This is a genomic window from uncultured Phenylobacterium sp., assembly GCF_902826855.1.
Taxonomy (GTDB): domain Bacteria; phylum Pseudomonadota; class Alphaproteobacteria; order Caulobacterales; family Caulobacteraceae; genus Phenylobacterium.
In genome coordinates this window covers 1-17,948 of sequence record NZ_CADEGK010000090.1, presented here as the reverse complement: position 1 = coordinate 17,948, position 17,948 = coordinate 1, and the positions used below count along the sequence as shown (strand labels likewise).

At 69.0% G+C, this 17,948-nt stretch carries 10 protein-coding genes, 1 tRNA gene and 1 pseudogene; 7 read left to right on the top strand and 5 right to left on the bottom strand.

From position 1 onward, the window contains the following. The coding region (locus QZV94_RS13525) for a PEPxxWA-CTERM sorting domain-containing protein (RefSeq protein ID WP_293678422.1) at window positions 1-447 on the top strand (447 nt) is incomplete at its 5' end. A gap of 6 nt (window positions 448-453) precedes the next feature. Continuing rightward, a complete protein-coding gene (locus tag QZV94_RS13520; RefSeq protein ID WP_293678421.1) occupies window positions 454-2,391 on the top strand; it encodes a tetratricopeptide repeat protein in 1,938 nt (645 codons plus the stop codon). On the opposite strand, the gene QZV94_RS13515 is transcribed toward QZV94_RS13520, so the two are convergent. Both QZV94_RS13515 and QZV94_RS13510 read right to left on the bottom strand, forming a co-directional pair. Beyond that, complete coding sequence (locus tag QZV94_RS13515; protein ID WP_293678420.1) at window positions 2,388-3,257, bottom strand: CPBP family intramembrane glutamic endopeptidase; 870 nt, start codon at window positions 3,255-3,257, stop codon at window positions 2,388-2,390. The two genes, QZV94_RS13520 and QZV94_RS13515, sit on opposite strands and share 4 nt — an antisense overlap. 11 nt (window positions 3,258-3,268) lie before the next feature. Further along, entirely contained in the window at window positions 3,269-5,020 is a 1,752-nt protein-coding gene (locus QZV94_RS13510; RefSeq protein WP_293678419.1) for an adenylate/guanylate cyclase domain-containing protein, read from the bottom strand. Window positions 5,021-5,250: 230 nt separating this feature from the next. Here QZV94_RS13510 and QZV94_RS13505 point away from each other — a divergent pair, with 230 nt between their 5' ends. The 4 genes from QZV94_RS13505 to QZV94_RS13490 all read left to right on the top strand — a co-directional run bounded on the left by QZV94_RS13505 (window position 5,251) and on the right by QZV94_RS13490 (window position 14,434). Next, window positions 5,251-6,378, top strand: coding sequence for an alpha/beta hydrolase (locus QZV94_RS13505; RefSeq protein WP_293678418.1), 1,128 nt, complete (start codon window positions 5,251-5,253; stop codon window positions 6,376-6,378). A 180-nt stretch (window positions 6,379-6,558) separates the two neighbouring features. Further along, complete coding sequence (locus QZV94_RS13500; RefSeq protein WP_293678417.1) at window positions 6,559-8,943, top strand: CHAT domain-containing protein; 2,385 nt, start codon at window positions 6,559-6,561, stop codon at window positions 8,941-8,943. Further along, on the top strand, window positions 8,940-12,569 hold the full coding sequence (locus tag QZV94_RS13495; protein WP_293678416.1) for a filamentous hemagglutinin N-terminal domain-containing protein: 3,630 nt from the start codon (window positions 8,940-8,942) through the stop codon (window positions 12,567-12,569). Before QZV94_RS13500 ends, QZV94_RS13495 begins: the two co-directional genes overlap by 4 nt. Next, window positions 12,566-14,434, top strand: coding sequence for a ShlB/FhaC/HecB family hemolysin secretion/activation protein (locus tag QZV94_RS13490; protein WP_293678415.1), 1,869 nt, complete (start codon window positions 12,566-12,568; stop codon window positions 14,432-14,434). The genes QZV94_RS13495 and QZV94_RS13490 overlap by 4 nt, the downstream gene beginning before the upstream one ends. 8 nt (window positions 14,435-14,442) lie before the next feature. Here the strand turns inward: QZV94_RS13490 and QZV94_RS13485 are convergent. Together QZV94_RS13485 and QZV94_RS13480 are read right to left on the bottom strand one after the other, a co-directional pair. Continuing rightward, a tRNA-Arg gene (locus tag QZV94_RS13485) sits at window positions 14,443-14,519 on the bottom strand. Between the two features lie 258 nt (window positions 14,520-14,777). Continuing rightward, a complete protein-coding gene (locus QZV94_RS13480; protein WP_293678414.1) occupies window positions 14,778-15,545 on the bottom strand; it encodes a PEPxxWA-CTERM sorting domain-containing protein in 768 nt (255 codons plus the stop codon). Between the two features lie 403 nt (window positions 15,546-15,948). Between QZV94_RS13480 and QZV94_RS13475 the strand changes: the two genes are divergently transcribed. Further along, window positions 15,949-16,128: a hypothetical protein gene (locus QZV94_RS13475; protein ID WP_293678413.1), complete on the top strand. Its 180-nt coding sequence runs from the start codon at window positions 15,949-15,951 to the stop codon at window positions 16,126-16,128. 200 nt (window positions 16,129-16,328) lie between these two features. On the opposite strand, the pseudogene QZV94_RS13470 reads toward QZV94_RS13475, so the two are convergent. Next, window positions 16,329-16,439 (bottom strand): annotated as a pseudogene (locus QZV94_RS13470) (IS481 family transposase); the annotation flags it as partial. Window positions 16,440-17,948 lie beyond the last annotated feature (1,509 nt).

Here is a 17,948-nt window from a genome sequence, read left to right as displayed (position 1 = left end):
TACGGCTTCCATTGGAAGGAAACGCCGGTCATCCGCACTCTCGCAGGTGGAGTCGTTCACAATCTCACCTATACGACAAGCGTCTACTCGGACCTCGGGCAGCGTCGGGCAGTGCAGGGTCCGTGCAGCGCCGGCCTCGTCGGCTACGCCGGGTTTGGTGATCCTATTGGACGGGGTGGCGCGCTGTTCAGCGTCCTGGCGATAGAGTTGGGGGCATTGGTAGGGTCAATAGTCGGGGACGAGCCGTGCGCGGTAGACCCGCTTACCGGCCCCCCGGGGATAGGGTTCACCCCGATCACGTTCCAGAAGCCCGTCTTCGAGAATGGCGTGCTTAGGTTTGGCCCCGGTGGTGTTCCGGAACCGGCGACTTGGGCTATGTTGATCATCGGCTTCGGTGGGATCGGTGCGACGCTGCGTCGTCGCCGCAATCTGGGGGCCCACGCCTAGGGGCCGATGGCGGACGACGGGAAACGGGCAGGGGGGCTGCCCGAGGGGTTCAGCTACCGAGCCTTCATCAGCTACAGCCATCGTGACAAGGCTCACGTGCGGCGACTCCACCGAGAGGTGGAGTCGTATCGCATTCCACCCAAGCTCATCGGTAAGGTCACGTCAGTCGGCGAGGTCCCTCGCCGACTGACGCCTGTGTTCCGCGACCGCGACGAACTGCCCGCCTCGTCCGACCTGGGTTCACAGCTCTCGGCCGCCATTCGCGGCTCGATGTTCCTGATCGTCATCTGCTCGCCCGCCTCGGCCAAGTCGCATTGGGTCGAACAGGAGATCATCCAGTTCAAGCGCGCCCACGGCGAGGGCAACCTTCTGGCCCTGATCGTCGACGGCACGCCCTATGGCTCCAGCCAGCCGGGCAAGGAGGACGACGAGTGCTTCCCGCGGCCCCTGCGCTACGTGCTAGGTCCCGATGGCGAACTGACCGACGTCCCCACCGAGCCGATCGCGGCCGACCTCCGACCCGACGCCGACGGCCCGCGCCTCGCTCGTCTGAAGCTGATTGCCGGCCTGACCGGCCTCAAGCTCGACGAGCTGGTGCAGCGCGAGACCCAGCGGCGGATGCGTCGCCTGATGCTGGTCGCCTCGGGCGCGGCGGCCGGGATGGTTGTCACCGGTGGGCTCGCCTTCTACGCCAACGCCGCGCGGATCGAGGCCAACAGGCAACGCGAGATCGCACAGCAGGAAGCGGCCGCCGCCAAGGCCGCCGCCGACTATCTGGTCGGAACCTTCGAGCTGTCGAACCCCGCCACCGACAACCCGCGCACGATCACCGCCTTGACCATCCTCGGACGCAGCGCCGAGCGCGCCCAGCGCGAACTGGCCGACCAGCCGGTTATCCAGGCGCGGCTGATCGGCACTCTGGGCCGGGCTTACAACAATCTGAGCCTGTTCAACGAGGCGCGCACTGCCGTGGAGGCTTCGGACCCCGCGATCAGGAAGGCGGGTAAGGACGGCGCCGAGGCGCTCCTCGTTCTGGCCATGACCTATCTGAAGCAGGGTTCGCTGGACAAGGCGCTGGTGACCGTGAAGCGCGCCGAGGCGATGCTGGGCCCGGACCTCAAACAGAACACGGGCACACGCGCGGCCGCCGCCTTGACCGAAGGCACGATCCTGACATCGGCCACCAAGGTGCGGGAGGGGGTGGCCGCCTTTGACCGGGCCCTGGCGTTCTATCGCGCCACGCCCGACGCTCCGCCGGAGAGAGTGGCCCTGACACTCAGCAGTCGCGGCCTCCTGCTCTCCGACGATGGCCAATTTGACGCCGCGGAGAAGTCGCTCAGTGAGGCCCTGGCCATCAACCAGAAGGCCCTGGGCGCCGATCACCTACTTACCGGCAAGGCATGGTTCGCTCTGGCGCAGAACTCCTTCCTGGCTGGCAAACTCGTGCGGGCGGAGCGGCAGATCGCCATGGCGCTCAAGGTCGAGCGCGCAGTCCTGGACAAGGACAACGCCAGCATCGCCGACGCCCTGTCGATCCAGGGCCAGGTGCTGCAGGGCATGGGCAAGCTGCCGCAAGCTGAGCGCGCCCTGACCGAGGCGGTGGCTATCTACCGCAAGGCGTTCGGCGGCCCGCACTATCTGATTGGCATCGCCGACGTATACCTCGCGCTGATCGAGTCGCAGCGCGGCGACACCCGTGCGGCGCTAGCCACCCTGGACGACGCCAAGGCCAACTACGACGCCAGCTACGGCCAGATACATCCGAACCACGGCGATCTGCTGGTCAACCGCGCCACGGTGTTGGCGAGAGCCGGGCGCTTGGCGGAAGCGCGCAAGGACTGCGCGGCGGGCCTCGCCATCTTGAGGGACACCATGGGCGCTGACGCCAGCTTCACCAAGTCCAGCGCCGCGACATGCGCGAACCTGGGCGGGACGACCGGCTAGGGGCCCTGAGTCGTGGCCGAAGGGTCCGGCAGCCAACGTCTGCGGTAGACGAAGATCGTCACCAGCAGGAACAGCAAGATCCCGACGCCCGTGTCCCACCACATCAGGTGCGGGGTGTCCTGCGAGAAGAAGCCTGGGCTGCCGCGGAACACGTCGCCGGCAGAAACCACGACGACAGCGGCGAAGACATTGTTCACCAGGTGAAGCCCGGAGGTGAAGGCGATCCCACGGGTCTTGATGGCGATGAGCGCCAGCAGAACGCCGGACGCAGTCGCGCTGGCGGCCTGGACCGTTCCGTTCGGTATGTGAATGGCGCCGAAGATGACGCCGCTCAGCAGGGCGGCGGGAAGGGGCCTGCGTATGGCCAGCATGAGGCCTTGGGTGATGTGCCCCCGGAAGATGAATTCCTCGGCGAAGACCTGGATCGCCAGGCCGGCCAGCGCGGCCACCACCAGCCTCGGCGTGTCGTCGCCGGCGCTGAACCGGAACCCAGATGGCGCGATGGCGAAATCGACCAGCGCGGCCACCGTGAGCGCAACGAGCCAGACGCCGGCCCCCAGTCCAAAGAGACGCCACGACCACCAGCCGACGAGGTCAGCCGGGCGCTTTCCCTGGATCCGCCGGACGGCCAGCGCGACGCCGAGCAGAAGCAGGCCGAAGACGACGCCGTTGAAGAGGAAGAAGCTGACAGGCTGGCCGGGATCCCGCGCCGCCACCAGCCAGCCACGGGGTAGCATACCCGAACTCTGCACGGCGACTACCAACAGCGCGCCGACAAACATGCCCAGGATGACGCCCAGGCTCAATGCCAGCACATAGCGCCAACCGGCGTTGTGTCCGCGCGCAGCGTAGTCAAGGAAGCTCATGGGAGGCGGCCTTAGCGGCCCGCCGTCGGGTCGCGCCGCAGTCGGTAGAGCGGATAGGAGCCATAACCCTTGGCCAGCGCCATCTTGCCCACGTAGTTGCAGGTGAAGAGATGGTCCTTCTCCATCTCCAGCACCGCCGCGAACGGCTCGGTCACGTAGACGCTGCCCGAGGGCGTCACCGGCTCGATCCGCGCGGCGCGGGACACCTCGGTGCCGTAGTAGGTGGTCCGCCGGCTGATCGGGTCGTAGCCGGAATAGGTGCTGCCGTAGTGCAGCGCGATGCGCATGGCGGTGCCCTCGGGCACGCCCAGGGCCCTGGTGTCGACCTGGCTGAACTCGTCCGAGAGGTCGAGGGCGGCGGCGGCGGCCGACCGGGCGTCTTGAAACACCACATAGAGCGCGTCGCCCCAGGTGTTGCTCTCACGGATCACGTCGGCATAGCGCTCCAGCGTGGCGGCGGCGCGCAGCATCACCTCTTGCCAGAAGATCGGCAGCACCCGCTCGTCGAGGCCCGTGAAACCCGGGAAGTCCGTGAACATGATCCCGTAGGTGCCGCGCTTGACGTGGCTGCGCGGCGGCGGCGCGGGCAGGACCGGCCGCTTCAGCTCGGGCGTCGTGACCACTTCGGACTTGGCCCCTACGGCCCGCCACGCGGCGATGTCGGAGCCGGAGAGCGTGCCGGCCCCGGCGCCCTCCACGATAGCCAACTGGATCGCCTCGCCATTCAGGTGGCGCGCCCGCAGGCGGGCCATGCCCATGGTCACCTTGGAGCCGTACGCGAACTGGGCCTGCTCGCCCACATAGCTCATGGTGCTGGCGAAGGTGATGGTGGTCGCCAGCGTCTTGCATTCCTTGTACCGGCGAACCCAGGCGTCGCCTGAGGGGGCCACCGACTGTGCGACGAAGTCCACCTCTGCGAAGGGCAGGACGATGTGCAGTTCCGCGCCCGCGTCCAGCAGCTGTTCTGCGATGATGATGTCGCTGCCCGCCGCCAGGGCCCCGTAGCCGAAGCCAACCTTCTCGCGGCGGATCACCGCGGCCACCTCGTCGGCCAGCTTGGCCTCCAGGCCTCGGTCGCCGATGAATATGTTGCCGCAGAACATCGCCACCTTGGGCGGCCGGATGGGTTCCAACAGCGTGCTTCCGGCGGCCGAGCCGCCAGCGGCCGCGACCAGGCGCTGCAGCTGAAGGAAAGTGGTCGAGCGCGAACCGACGTCGGCGTCGGGGGCCTGGACCGCCTGGGTCAGGGTGGCCTCAGCCTCCGTCAGATCGCCCAGCACCACCAGCGCCTCCGCCAGTGTGGCCAGGGAAAAATAGTCCTGGCGGCCCTCGGCGCTGACCTGGCGCACCACCTCGCGCGCGAGGCCCGAGGCGAGCGCGGTGCGCCCGGCGATCTTGGCGAGGGTCGCGGCGTTGATGGCTGGATAGCTGGAGCGGGTACGCCGATAGACTGCGGCATAGAGGCCGCAGGCCTCCAGCACCTTGTCGGTGTCCAGCTTCGGGCCCGCGGCGAAGGCCTGGTCCTTCAGCAACCGCGCTTTCAGCGAGAGCGCGTCGACGTCGCCCATCGCGGCCAGCCCGTACGCTTCGTAGAGACGCAGGCCGCGCTCCGTGTCGCCGAGCCGCGCCAGCGTCAGGACCTCTAGGTAGTCCAGCCCCTTGTGACCCTGTTCCTTACCCTGGGTAACCTCGTCATAGGCAGCAAGCAGGTCGCCTCGGGCGAGGGCCGAGCGCACGGAATTGGCGGTTTCGTCCCTGAGCATCAAGCGGCGTAGCCGACGGCCGGCCTGCAAGGCCGGGCCCGTCCCCCCATCGGCGCAGCCACGGGCGGCGACGCCGGTAAAACGTGTTGCAAACGCGGCACACCGTCAACCTAGTCCGTATCGCACGCCGGACGCCACGCCATACATTGATGGGACGGTTAACGTACGGCGGCGATCGCGGAGCGGATGCCGGTATCCGCGCCGCGCGACGGGATGGGAGAGAAGGGCGCATGGACGATAGCGACTTGATGGCCAAGGTGGATCGGGAGTTCATCGGCGTGACTTCGCCCACCGCCCCGCGCATCCAGGCGGGCGGTCATCCCTGCCAGGGGATCTACACCACCCCCAAGGGAGAGCGGCCACGGACCGCCTTCATCGCGACGCACTACAACGTCGACTTCTCCGAGCACTACATCGCCCCCTACCTGGCCACGCGCGGTTACGGCTTCCTCGGCTGGAACACCCGCTACCGGGGCGCGGAGGACCAGTTCCTGCTGGAGCACGCGGTGATCGACATCGGCGAAGGGATGCGCTGGCTGCGGGCGCGGGGCGTGGAGACGATCGTCATCCTCGGCAATTCCGGCGGTGGCTCGCTGACGGGCGCCTACCAGGCCGAGGCCACCCAGCCCACCCTGGGCGAGCTGCTGAAGGGACCTGGGCGCGAGGCGCTGCACGCCCTGCCCAAAGCCGACCTCTATATTTCACTCAATGCCCACCAAGGCCGTCCCGAGGTGCTGACCAGCTGGATGGACGCCTCAGTCATCGACGAGACGGACCCCGTCGCGACCGACGAAAGCCTCAACCCCTTCAATCCGGACAACGGCCCGCCCTATACGGAGCCCTTCATCGCCCGTTATCGCGCCGCGCAGCGGGCCCGCAACCAGGCCATCACCGATTGGGCGAAAGCTGAGCTGGTCCGCCTGAACGCCGCCGGAATCCCGGACCGGCTGTTCCCGCTGTTCCGCTGCTGGGGGGACCTGAGGTTCATGGACGGGTCGATTGATCCCTCCGATCGCAAGACCCCATGGTGCTATGCCGGACACCCGGCGCAGGCCAACACCCGGCCCAGCATCGGCCGAGCGAACACCCTGCGCTCCTGGCTCTCCATGTGGAGCCTGGAGACCTCGAAGTGCCAGGGCGGTGACCAGCTCGCCAAATTCGACCTGCCGTGCCTGGTGGTGCAGAGCCTAGCCGACACGGGGGTATTCCCTTCCGACGCGCAGAAGATCTTCGACGCCATCGGGACGTCCGCCAAGCGCCTCGAGATGATCAAGGGCGCTCACTACTTCGAGGACAGCCGCCAGGAGCGCGAGGAGATGGCCGACCTGTTGACTGGCTGGGTCGCCAGCCGGCGCTAGGGGCGACTTGGCCGTGCAGCCGACACGCGCCGCATGGAGCCATGGTGGCCATCACGCTGTAGAGGTTGTTGCTGGGGGTTGGCCCGCACTCGGCATTTGCGCTGGCGGAGCTTGACCCGCAAAATCCCTGCCGACGGCTTTGGGGAAGAGGGTATGATTCGGGGCGGCGTCGTCCGAGTGATGGCCAGACCGGCCGCGCTGGTGGGGTTCCTGCTGGCGGCGGGCTGGGCGGGCGCTGCGCAGGCCGCCTTCTCCGACCGCGCCTGCAGTCCCTACGCCACCGAGGTGACAGCGTTCCCCACCACCGACGCGCTCCGCCAGGCGGCGGCCGCGACGGAGACGCGGTTGGCCCGGCGCGGGGCCGCCGATCCGTACCAGGACCTGGCGCCGACCCTCGATCCGCCCACGGGTTCCGGCGGCCAGCCTTCGCCGGCCGCCATGGCGGAGTACTGCGCGGCCGCGGGCGAACTGATGCGGGTGAGCCCGCAGGGCAGCCAGCTTCAGGCCCAGTCGTACCTCCTGGGCGCTTTCCGGATCGCCCGCGGCGCGGGCCTGCAGGACACCGCCTCGATCGCAGCCTATCGCCTCGGCCTTGTGTCGCTGGCCGGACCTACCGTCGCCGGGGCGCGGGGGGGAAGTCGGACGACGCGCGGCTCCACGGCGGCGGCGCGCAACGCCGAGCAGGCGGAGAGCGCCGCCGGCGGTCCCTGCGACCTGCTGCTCAGCCGCACCGTTTTGACCAACACCAATCTCGCCCTGTCGCTGGCCTCCCTAGGCTGTTCGGCGGAGCAGGCGGCGCTTGCCGGCGACAGCCGCACCGCCGCGCTGGCCCTTCTGCGCCTGGCGCGCCTGCGCCTTGCCGTCGCCGAGGCCAGCGCCGACGTCGCGGTCCCGTTCCGCGCCGAGGCCTGGCGCGCGGCGACCTCCGGGCTGACGTTGGCCGGCGGCATCGCAGACCCTGGCCTGCGCGCCGAGATCCGCGGCCGCCTGGCCATGGCCGCCCTCGACGCCCGGCCCGATCCCCAGCCGGAGCTCGCCGCAGTGATCGCCGCCATTCGCGAGGCGGGCCCCGATAACTCTGCCGCCCAGGCGTTCGCCGCTGCGCTGGCGGCGCGCATGGCGCTACGGGCCGGCGATGACCGCGGCGCCCGCGCGCTCCTGGAACAGGCGCTGCTGTTCGAGAGCCAGCGCAGCCTGCCGGCCCGGCTGCCGGAGTGGCGGCTGCTGCTGGCGGAGGCCGATCCGCAGCACCGTGAGCAGCACGTCCTGGCCGCCTACGAGGCCCTGGAAGCCATCCGGCCGCTGCTGCCCCGCTTCGATCCCCTCACCGAGGAGACAGCCTTCTCGCTCTATATGCGCAACGTCTTCCAAGGCGCGGTGGACGTACAGCTGGCCGGCGCGCAGGGCTCGGCGGAGCGTGTCCGCGTCCGCGACGCCCAGCAGATCGTCGAGGCCTACCGTCAGGCCGAGTTGCAGAGTGTGTTCGGCAGCGAGTGCATCCCGGCGAGAGATCCGCTGAAGCCCGAGACCCTGGCCGCCGGCGAGGTCCTTCTCTACCCGATCCTGCTCGCCGACCGGCTGGAGCTGCTTTACGTGGCCGGCGGTCACGGCGGGGCGGCCATCTTCCGCCGCCTGCCGCCCAACCGCACGGTCGACCGCCAGGCGGTGGCCAAGCTGGTGGAGACAGTGGTGCTGTCGCTCGCCTACGACAGCGACGACCGGTGGCGGGCGGCCTCGCGCCAGCTCTACGACCTGCTGATCAAGCCGATCGAGGGCGAACTGAAGCCCGGTTCGCAGCTGGCCATCGTGCCTGATGGTGCGTTGCGCGCCCTGCCGTTCGCGGTGCTGCTGGATGAACAGGACCGTCACCTGATCCAGAAGACCCGGGTTTCGGTGGCGCCGTCGCTGACCTATTCCCAGCCAGGCGGCGAGGACGGGGGCAAGGGCCAGCAGCTCCTGGCGGCGTCGCTGGAACTCGAGGTCAGCCTGCCCGCCGGCTACTTCGAGAAGCTGGAGGGCACTGGCGCCGAGGCGCGGCTCGCGGCGGTCACCGACGGGGTGCGGATCGAGCGGTCCCGGGTGTTGGAGAACTTCAAGAAGGCAGAGCTGGTCCAGGCGCTCAACCGCGAGCCGGTGGACGTGCTGCATCTGGCCACCCACGCCTCGTTCAACGGCCGCTCGGACCGCGCCTTCATCGTGGCCAACGGCGAGGTGATCCTGCTCTCCGAACTGCGGCAGATCCTGCAGGACGCCCGCACCCGCGGCGAGGAACTGGACCTCCTGGTGCTCTCCGCCTGCGAGACGGCGGTGGGGGACGACGAGGCCAGCATGGGTCTGGCCGGCGCGGCAGTGCAGGCGGGCGCCAAGAGCGCCATCGCCTCCCTGTGGCCGGTGAACGACATCGGCACCGCGGCCCTGATGAAGAGCTTCTACGAGCGTTACCGCGCCGGCCGGGCCAAGGGCGAGGCGTTGCGGGAAGCACAGATGGAGATGATCCAGGCCGGCGGCGTGAACGCCGACCCGAACATCTGGGCCGCTTTCACCCTGATCGGAGCCTGGCGGTGAGGCGCCGCGCCTGGCTCCACGCCCTGGCCGCCACCACGGCGCTCGCTCTCGTGCCCGCCTGGGGCTGGGCGCAGATCACCATCACGCCGGATGTGGGGGGGCTCCGCGGGCTGGGCACGAACGTCACACAGTCGGGGCAGGTGTTCACCGTCGACGGCGGCACGCTCGCCGGCGCCAACCTGTTCCACAGCTTCTCCCAATTCAGCCTCGGCCAGGGCGCCACCGCCCAATGGACGCGCGCCGGCGATGCGGCGGCGGTGCGAAACGTCATCAACCGGGTGACGGGCGGCCAGGCTTCGACGATCGCCGGCACGATCGATTCCACCGCGCTCCCCAACGCCAGCTTCTTCTTCATCAACCCGGCAGGGATCGTCTTCACCGCCGGCGCCGTGGTGAACGTGCCGGGGGCGGCCTACTTCTCGACCGCCGGCGAGCTGCGCCTGGCCGACGGCGCGCGGTTCGCGGTGGCCGCGCCGGACGGCTCGACCCTCTCGATGGCCGCGCCGGAGAGCTTCGGCTTCGTGGGCGGGCAGGGGGCGATCTCATTGGAGGGCGTGCGCGACACCTTCACGCCGGGCGCCGTAGCGGCCTTGTCGCTGACGGCCTCCGACGTGCGTGTCGACGGCAGCCAGTTCTTTGTCAGCGGCCTCGACCTGATCGCGGTGGGCGGTGGCGCCGCCACAGTCGGCCTGGCCGACCCACTGGCCGGCGCCGGGGGCGCGGGAGCGGTGGAAATCCAAGACAGCCTCATCGCCACGACCCCGGGCGCTGGCGTGAGCCGCCCTCTACGCGTCGGTGGAGGCACAGTTAGCCTGAACGGGGCCACCCTGGCTTCCGATACCGGCGGGCCGACCCGCGGTGGTGACGTCCTGGTCCAGGCCGGCGTCGTGCGACTGTCAAACTCCGGCACGATCGGCGCCGCGACCCGCGGTGTCGCCCGAGGCGGCGACGTCAGTATCCTGGCCGGAGACATCCAGGCCACCGGGGGCATCCTCTACACACTGGCCGACCAGGGCGATGGCGGCCGGCTTTCGCTCGACGCCGACACCATCACCCTCACGGATGTGACGCTGTCCTCCAATGCGGCTGGCGCGGGCGTGGGGGGCGACATTGAGGTGGTCGCCGGGACTCTGCTGGGTACGAACGTGATCGCCATATCGCAGGGTTTCGGGGCTGGGGCAGGCGGCGACGTCATCCTGGCCGCTGAGGACCTGGAGCTTGTCGAGGCGGTCGGCATCACGGGCGCGCTGGGCGCCGGCTCCCCCGGCGACGTGGCGATCCTCGGCGACCGCATCTCCATATCCGGCGGGTCCTATGGCTCCAGCCCGGGTGGAGCCACCGCGTCGGGCAACCTCACCATTGCGGGTGACACCAGCCTCGAGATCTTCGGGTCCATCCTCACCGCCTCGACGTTCAGCGATGAAGCCGCCGGCGTGATCACCTTGCGCGCGCCCGACCTCTACCTTGGAGGCGTATTCATCGACTCAAACTCGTTCGCCGGCGGCGCCGCGGGTCAGGTGACCGTCGACGGCGGTGACATCGTCTTCGACGAGGTCCGCCTGGAAGCGGAATCGCAGGGGGCGATCACGGGCGATCAGGGCAGGGTTCGGATCTCGGCCAGCGGTGACATCCTGTTCCGACTCTCCGACATCACCTCGGCCTCCCGTGGGCAGGCGCAGGGCGGCGTCGTGGAGGTCTCCGGCGGCAACGTCACCCTCGATGACACCCGGATCAACTCAGACACCTTCGGGGATGGCGATGGTGGCGCGGTCTCGATCAAGGCGACCGGCGACTTTCGGATGAGCAACGGCGCGATCTCGTCGGATGCCGTCGTGTTTACGGGCGACGCCGGGGACGTGACCGTTGAAGCGGGGTCGATCCACCTCGATTTCAGCGCCGCGATCACGTCCGACACATTCGACCAAGGCGCGGCGGGCAATGTCACCATCCGGGCGGGCGAGATCCTGCTGGAGGACGGCGCCACGATCCGGTCGACCGCGCAGGAAGGCACAGGTGGGTCCGGCACCGTCAGCGTGGATGCGACGAGCCTGACCTTGACCGATGCGACGATCACCTCCGACACCCGGACGCCCGGCGACGCCGGCAATGTTGTGATCCGCACCGGAGATCTCCTGGTGGCGGGACAGGGTCGCATGTTCACGTTCATCTCCTCGGACACCCTTGGCGCCGGTGACGCCGGCGGCGTGACTATCGAAGCCCGATCCATCGTCCTGCGTGACCAGGGTTATGTCTCCTCCAACGCCTTCAGCGACGGCGCCGGCGGACCCGTCACCATCCGCACCGGATCGTTGCTTGTGCAGGACGGCTCCTACGTGGCCGCGGATACCATGGGCATTGGTCGGGCCGGTGACGTGTCGGTCACGGCAGAGGACCTGCAGGTGGTCGGTAATGGTGGCTCCGACCTCACCTACATCAGCTCCGATGGACTGGGCGGCGGCGACGCGGGCACGGTCACCATCGACGCCAAGTCGTTGAAGGTGGACATGCGCGGCTTCATCTCCTCGGACACCTACGATTTCGGCAAGGGCGGTGACGTGACGGTGCGGGCCGACAGCGTGGTCTTCGCCAACGAAGGGTTCATCCGCTCCGGCACGTTCAGCAACGGCGATGCCGGCAATATTCTCGTCGAGGCCCGCGCCCTTACACTGGTTGATGGCGGGACGATCTCGTCGGAAGCCCTGGTCGGTTCCGTCGGCAACGCCGGAACGGTCGCAATCTTCGCCGACACCCTGTCGGTAGGCGACCTCTCGCGGGTCTCGACCTCGACCGCCGGCGACGGCAATGCCGGGAGCGTCGCCATCGCGGCGCAGACGCTCATCGTCGAGGGCGGCCTGATCAGCTCGGCGTCAGACGAGGGCGCTACCGGGGCCTCGAATGCGCTGTTCATCGAGGCGGACGCCATTTCGCTGACCAATGCCGGAGGGATCTCCACGGTGTCGACCAACGCCAACATGGCCGGGCAGATCGACATCACCGTAGGCTCGCTCACGATCGAAGGGGCGGGGTCGGGAATCTCCAGCTCCAATGAGGCCGAAGGGGCTGGTGACGCGGGGTCGATCTTCGTGGACGCTGCCGGCATTCGCATCGCCAACGGTGGCGCAATCCTGACCAACTCGCAGGCCGGCGCCGCGGGCGAGATCGACCTGCGCCTTCCGTCGGGTTCAATCCTGACCCTGGAGGGAGCGGACCTGCCGGGCTCCATCGAGACGTCGTCCGGCCCCGGCACCGGTGGGCGGATCACCATCGCCTCACCGCTCGCCATCGTCTCCAACGGCGGGAGCATCCTGGCGCTGGGCCAGCAGGCGGGCGCCAACGTGGTGATCCAGAGCCGCTACTTCATCAACTCCACCGACCGGTCCAACGTCGTGGCCGTCGATGGCGAGATACGGCTGGAGACCGGCCTCTACGACGTCTCCAGCGGGGTCGTCAGCCGCGACCTGTCCGTGCTCGACGCCTCCAAGGTGTTGCGTGGCCAGTGTCCGGCGGCGCGTTCCGCCGGCGCGGTGAGTCAGCTCATCTCGCGGCCAGTGGGCCCGTATGTGCGCGAAACCGAAGGAGCAGGGCCCACGCCGGCGCCGCCCGCCTCGCCCGGAGCCTGCCCTTGAGGCCGCATGTTCTGGCGCTCGGCGCCCTGCTCGCCGCAGCCGCGCCGGCTGCGCTCAGCGCCCAGCCTGCTGTCCCCGACTTGGAGGGCCGGACGGGGCCGCGCGCGACGCCGCAGCAGCCGGACTACGCCCGGCCCACGCCCGGCCTGGTCCCGCCGCCGAGCGTGACCCGGGCGCCGGGTACGGCGCCTGCCGATACCTCGCCGTTGCGGGACGTCCGCGTCGCCAGCGATGGGCCGCACGGCCCGGCGAGGCCTCCGCGCGGCTGGCGGCCCGGCGGCGAGGCCGACGCGGACCTGCGCCTCGAACATGCGCCCGGCGAAGCCCTCGACGAGGCGTGGGTCCGCCGTCAGTTCGCTCTCAACCGCCTGCCCGGCGAAGGCGGCGTCGGCCGCGCCCTGGCCCTGGTCCAGGTGATCAACCGCGCCTACCTCGGCGCGGGCTTCATAAATTCCGGCCTCGTCGTGCGCCCCTCCGCCGACCCCGCCGTCCTGGAGCTGAGGATGATCTACGGCGGCCTCGCCCCGCCGGCCGACGGCGAGCCAGCCCTCAGCGTCGAGTGGCAGGGCGGCGGCGCCAAGGGGCTGGACGCCGACTTCGTACGCCAGCGCATGGCGGCCGCAGCGCGGCGCCCGCTGAGCGCGGTGGACCTGGAGCGCGACTTCCGGCTGCTGGCCGAGGACCCCTTCGTGCGCACGATCAACGCCGACCTGCGTCCCGGGCGCCGTGCGGGCGAGGCCAGTCTGGCGGTCAGCGTCTATCCGCAGGACCGCTACGACCTCTATGTCACAGCCGCCAACAACCGATCGCCCGCGGTCGGCGCCGAGCGCATCGCCGCCGGGGGATCGGTCCGCAATGTCCTGGGTCCCGGCGACATCCTCAGTGGCGAGGCGGGGCTGACCGAGGGGGTCACGGACGTGGCCGTCGCCTACGTGATGCCGCTGCTGTCCTACCGCAACGCGTTCTCGGTGCGGGCCGCGGTCAACGACGCCGCCGTCATCGACAGTCTCCTGGCGCCGCTCGATATCGAGGCGCGTGAGAAGGCCTTCGAGGTGGGCTTCACCCGCAAGCTGATCGACGCGCCGCTGCTGCCGGCAACGCGGGCTGGCCGCTGGTCGCCGGCGCGCACCCTGACCGCCGGCTTTGAAGTCGCCCACCGCACAACGCGCACCGAGCTCCTGGGCCAGCCGTTCTCCTTCGCGCCGGGCTCCGTCGACGGGCGCAGCGAGTACACGGCGCTGCGGCTGGTCGGCGACTATCTGGTCCGCAACGTCGACCAGGTGTTCGCCGTCGCGCTGACCGCCACCCAGGGGCTGGACGGCACCCGTTCACACGTTCCGGGCATCGCCAACCCGCACCAGGATTTCCGCGCCATCCTGGCCCAGGTGAACTATGCGCGGCGCCTCTCGGCCAAGGGCCTGGAGCTGCGCAGCCGCCTCTACGCCCAGTGGGCCGACGGCGTCCTCTATTCCGGCGAGCGCATCTCGGCCGGCGGCGAAACCACCGTGCGCGGCTATCGCGAGAACCTGCTGCTGGCGGACAAGGGCCTGGTCGGCTCCGTCGAGATCGCCCAGCCGCTCAGTCTTGCCGGCGGCCGGGCCCGCGACGGCGGGTTCGACTGGGGCGCGTTCACCGTGTCGGCCTTCGCCGACGGTGCAGTCATGCGCAACCACCGCGCCCCACAGCCCCAGCGGTCGATCTTCAGCGTCGGCGCGGCGCTGGCCTGGACTCCGATCGACGCGTTCGCGGCGCGCGCCACCTACGGCCATGCGCTGAAGGACGTGGAGGTCGCCGGGAAGAAGGACCTGCAGGACCACGGCCTCCAGTTCCGCATGACCGTCTACCCGCTGCGCCTGCTGCGTTAAGGACGCGATGGCGGCCCGGGAGGGACTCGAACCCCCGACCTTAGCTTTAGGAAAGCTCTGCTCTATCCGGCTGAGCTACCGGGCCACGCTAGCGAAATCAGACACTTAGGAGAACGCCGTGGCCGGTAGTGTTTTCTAGGTCACACATAGGTCACGAACCGCATCAGTTCGGCGTCTGATCGCGGTTCGGATGCCACGCCCCGTCAGCGAAGCCAAGGTGCGTTCTTAGTTGCTCGCTGGGGGCCCTCTGCCGGACAGTGAGCGTATCGCGGCCTTTCCGATCACTCCCGGCGGCACCGACGCGGAGCACCCGGCATCGGGCGGCGTCATCATTAAGTGGGCATCATCGAACTCCCACTCTTTGCCTGGCTCTCAGGTAGGCCGTCAAAGACGGTTCGCGACCCAACGGGGACGTCCACCGACGGGCCGACGACGACGCCCCGCTGGAACCATAACTACCAGTGTGAACATTACCGTGTCGCGCTCGGGCCGGGCCAGCGGCAGGGGCGATCGCCACCCTGTCAGGCGAGCAGTCCGTCCCTGACTTGTGCGCCGTCGTCATCAATCGCCGGGTCTCGCGGCGGCGGAGAGCGATGCCAACACCGCCGAAGCCGAGGATCATCAGCGCCCAGGTGGCGGGCTCGGGCACGTCGCGGATGTGGTCGACCGTGAAGCTGTAGGTCACCTGGGCGGGCCCCGAAAAGGCGCCGCGCAGCCCGACTTTGGCGTTCCAGAAATAGCCCTCCGTACGCTCGAAGCCGGTGGTGACGCTGTAAGGGCGGCCGATCGTGAAGAAGGTGGACCCGTAAGAGGTGGGGGCCGGGAAGAACACGTCCTCGTCGTACAGGTGGTCGTCGCCGCCCAGGTGCTCACCCGTCGCGGCGTAGTAGAATTCGTAGCTCTCCATGAGGTGAGTAGAGATGTGCCCCGCACCAGGGCGGGAGAACTCGAAGCTGAGCTCGTACACGCCGGGGTCGGTCGGGAACAACATCGCAAGCGAAACCTCGCCTGGGCCGCTCGGGCTGAAGGTCCCGGTGACGGTGGCGGCGGACGCGGGGGCACCGACAGTGACGCCGATCGCAAGGGCGAGTGCGGTCAATCGCGTGCGCATGGGGACTCCTTGTTCATGCTCAGGAAATCATGCACCGGCGAACGTCGACATGACATTGGTCAAACCGCCCAACCAGCAGGCGACCCGCGCCAAAGTCCCCTAACCACCCCTGCAAGCTTCAGAATGTCCGCTGCTGGCTCATGGCCGCGGGGAGGTGGGCGGCTCCACAACAAAATTCCCCATTCGTTCTACGCCTACACGTGCTTGCCAGCAGGCGGCCAGGGACACATGCCCCCTTTGCGGTTTGCAGAGGGCCGGTCACCGAATTGGGTCTGCTGCGTTGTGGCCTCCCAGATGATCTCAGGCGAGTAAGGGACGACTACACGTGAAGAGTGCTAGTGATCTGCCAGCCGTCCTGGTCAACAGCGCACAATTCGGCGCCATCACCGGTCCAGGCGACTCGGTGCAGATGACATTCATGTCGCCGCTGGCGATGACGGATTCCGTGGTGCTGTTGCCGGTGTTCAGGGCAGCGATGACGCGGAGGGCGTTCTTCGAGTTCGTTGATATGGCCGTAGACCTCCGTGCCCAGATCACCGCCACCGAGACCACGCCCAAGACACCCAAAGCACGCGCCAACTGACGATGGCGCTTAGTGCGCCCGGGTCACGGTGTGGGCAACGCGGAGAGCAACAGCGGTATCAGAGTGGCGACGTCAGTCCCGAGGTGAAGTGGACGGATCGAGCCAGGAAAGGGTCGGGCTCGCCCACCCAGGCTTTGCAGGTGGCTTCGCAAGGTGTGAGGCCGCGTAGGGTCTTCAGCTGTCTGGCGAAGTCGTAGGGAGCAGCGGTGCAGGGCTAAGCCGGTAAGGTGCGGGATCGTCGCCTGCAGGGCGTACAGGCAATCGTTCAGCGGCTTTTGCTTTGGGAAGGCGACCGCAATCGCCTCCTCCTCCTCCTCCTCGGCTGCTGGCGCCGTGGACCTGGGCTTCTTCGGCCCATGGCCGTGCCGTGGAGAAAGCTCCGCTTCCTGGTCGTGGCGCTGCCGTGGAGTATCTGGCCCGTAGCTCCGCCCGGTGCGAGCACTCGGCTAGACTGAGTCCCCACACACCGGGACCACACACCCAGGGATCTACCGGTCGTCCCTCTCTCCTGGTGATGCTAGCGGCACAAGCACGCCGCAGGAGATGCACACAAAACCCAGCGCGTCAGGCGTTCGGCCGACCCACCGCACGTCATCCGTCTCAGTGCTAACGCGGACGGGTCGAACCTTGTCGAGCGGACGTTTGCAGTTGGGGCATAGGGGCGGGGTCATGCTTCACTCGCGGCGCGGCGACCTGGATGAGCCTGATGCTGTTAGCGCCGAGCGACTGAACTGACGCTACTCCTGGAGGTTCCAGTGGCCCGCAAGCGCCCCCGCCACTGCCGCCGGCACGGTTCGTGCCCTCAGCATCTGAAGCTGGCCACGCCCGGCCGGGCAGGGCCGGCGGTGCGAGGCGAGGTCTGCGAGTCGTTGCGCAAGGTTCGGTCGCGAGGAAAAGAGACCTTCGTGCAAGCGTCCTTTTTGGCCCACCGCTCGCAACCCTCGCGCTGGCTCGACACTTGAGCAGGCGAGGGGCCTGCAAAGGGCGAGCTTGGCATGGTTGCTGACAGTGGGAACGGGCATGACCCAGGACTCCGTTTCGAGGGCTTCCGTGCCTACGCGGACGCCACGCCTCGGGGCCTAGAAGAGACCGACGCAACGCACCTGCCGGCACGCTTCGCGGGCTTCCACTCCTATGCAGACGATCCCGATCTCGACGGGGATGCGGGCGATCCCGCCTATGCTCCGGCCGAGGCTGAACTTGAGCGCGACCGGGGCTGGCAAATTGGTCGCTTCGTGGCCGCGGCAGGCGTTGCCTTTGCGGTAGCCGGTGGATTCTGGCTGGGCCGCGTTGTCCCGGACGGGAAGCCGGAGCGAGCACCTGTAGCCGCGAAGGTCGCCCTGCCAAACGGTACAGCCGCCACGGCCCTCCCCGCCCAAATGGAGGTGGAGCTCGCTGAGGTCGCCCCTCCCGCTCCACCGCCGATGACGGGCCCACGTCTAGAAGTCCTACCGCCTGACCTCGCGTCCCGTCGCTTGACCTCGCCGCCGCCGACGGGCCGAGCCACCGACACGGCGGCCGCCGCGGCTGAGAACTCGCCTCCTGCGGCGTCCGCATCGGCGCAGCCAGAGACGTTGACCATCCGGCCGCCGGCCAGCGGGGGTCCGCGGGCCGTGGCCCCGCCCCGTGACCCGCCGCCCGCCGCCGCACCCGCTGCTGTTCCTAGAGACTTCGCCGACGCGTCGACGCAGACGAGCTACAACTGCCGCAACGCCCCGACCCGAGCACGAGCGATGGTCTGTGCCGACCCACGCTTAGCCGCCCTGGACCAGCAGATGCGGCGGGCGTACGACGCGGCACTGGCCGCCGGGGTGTCAGAA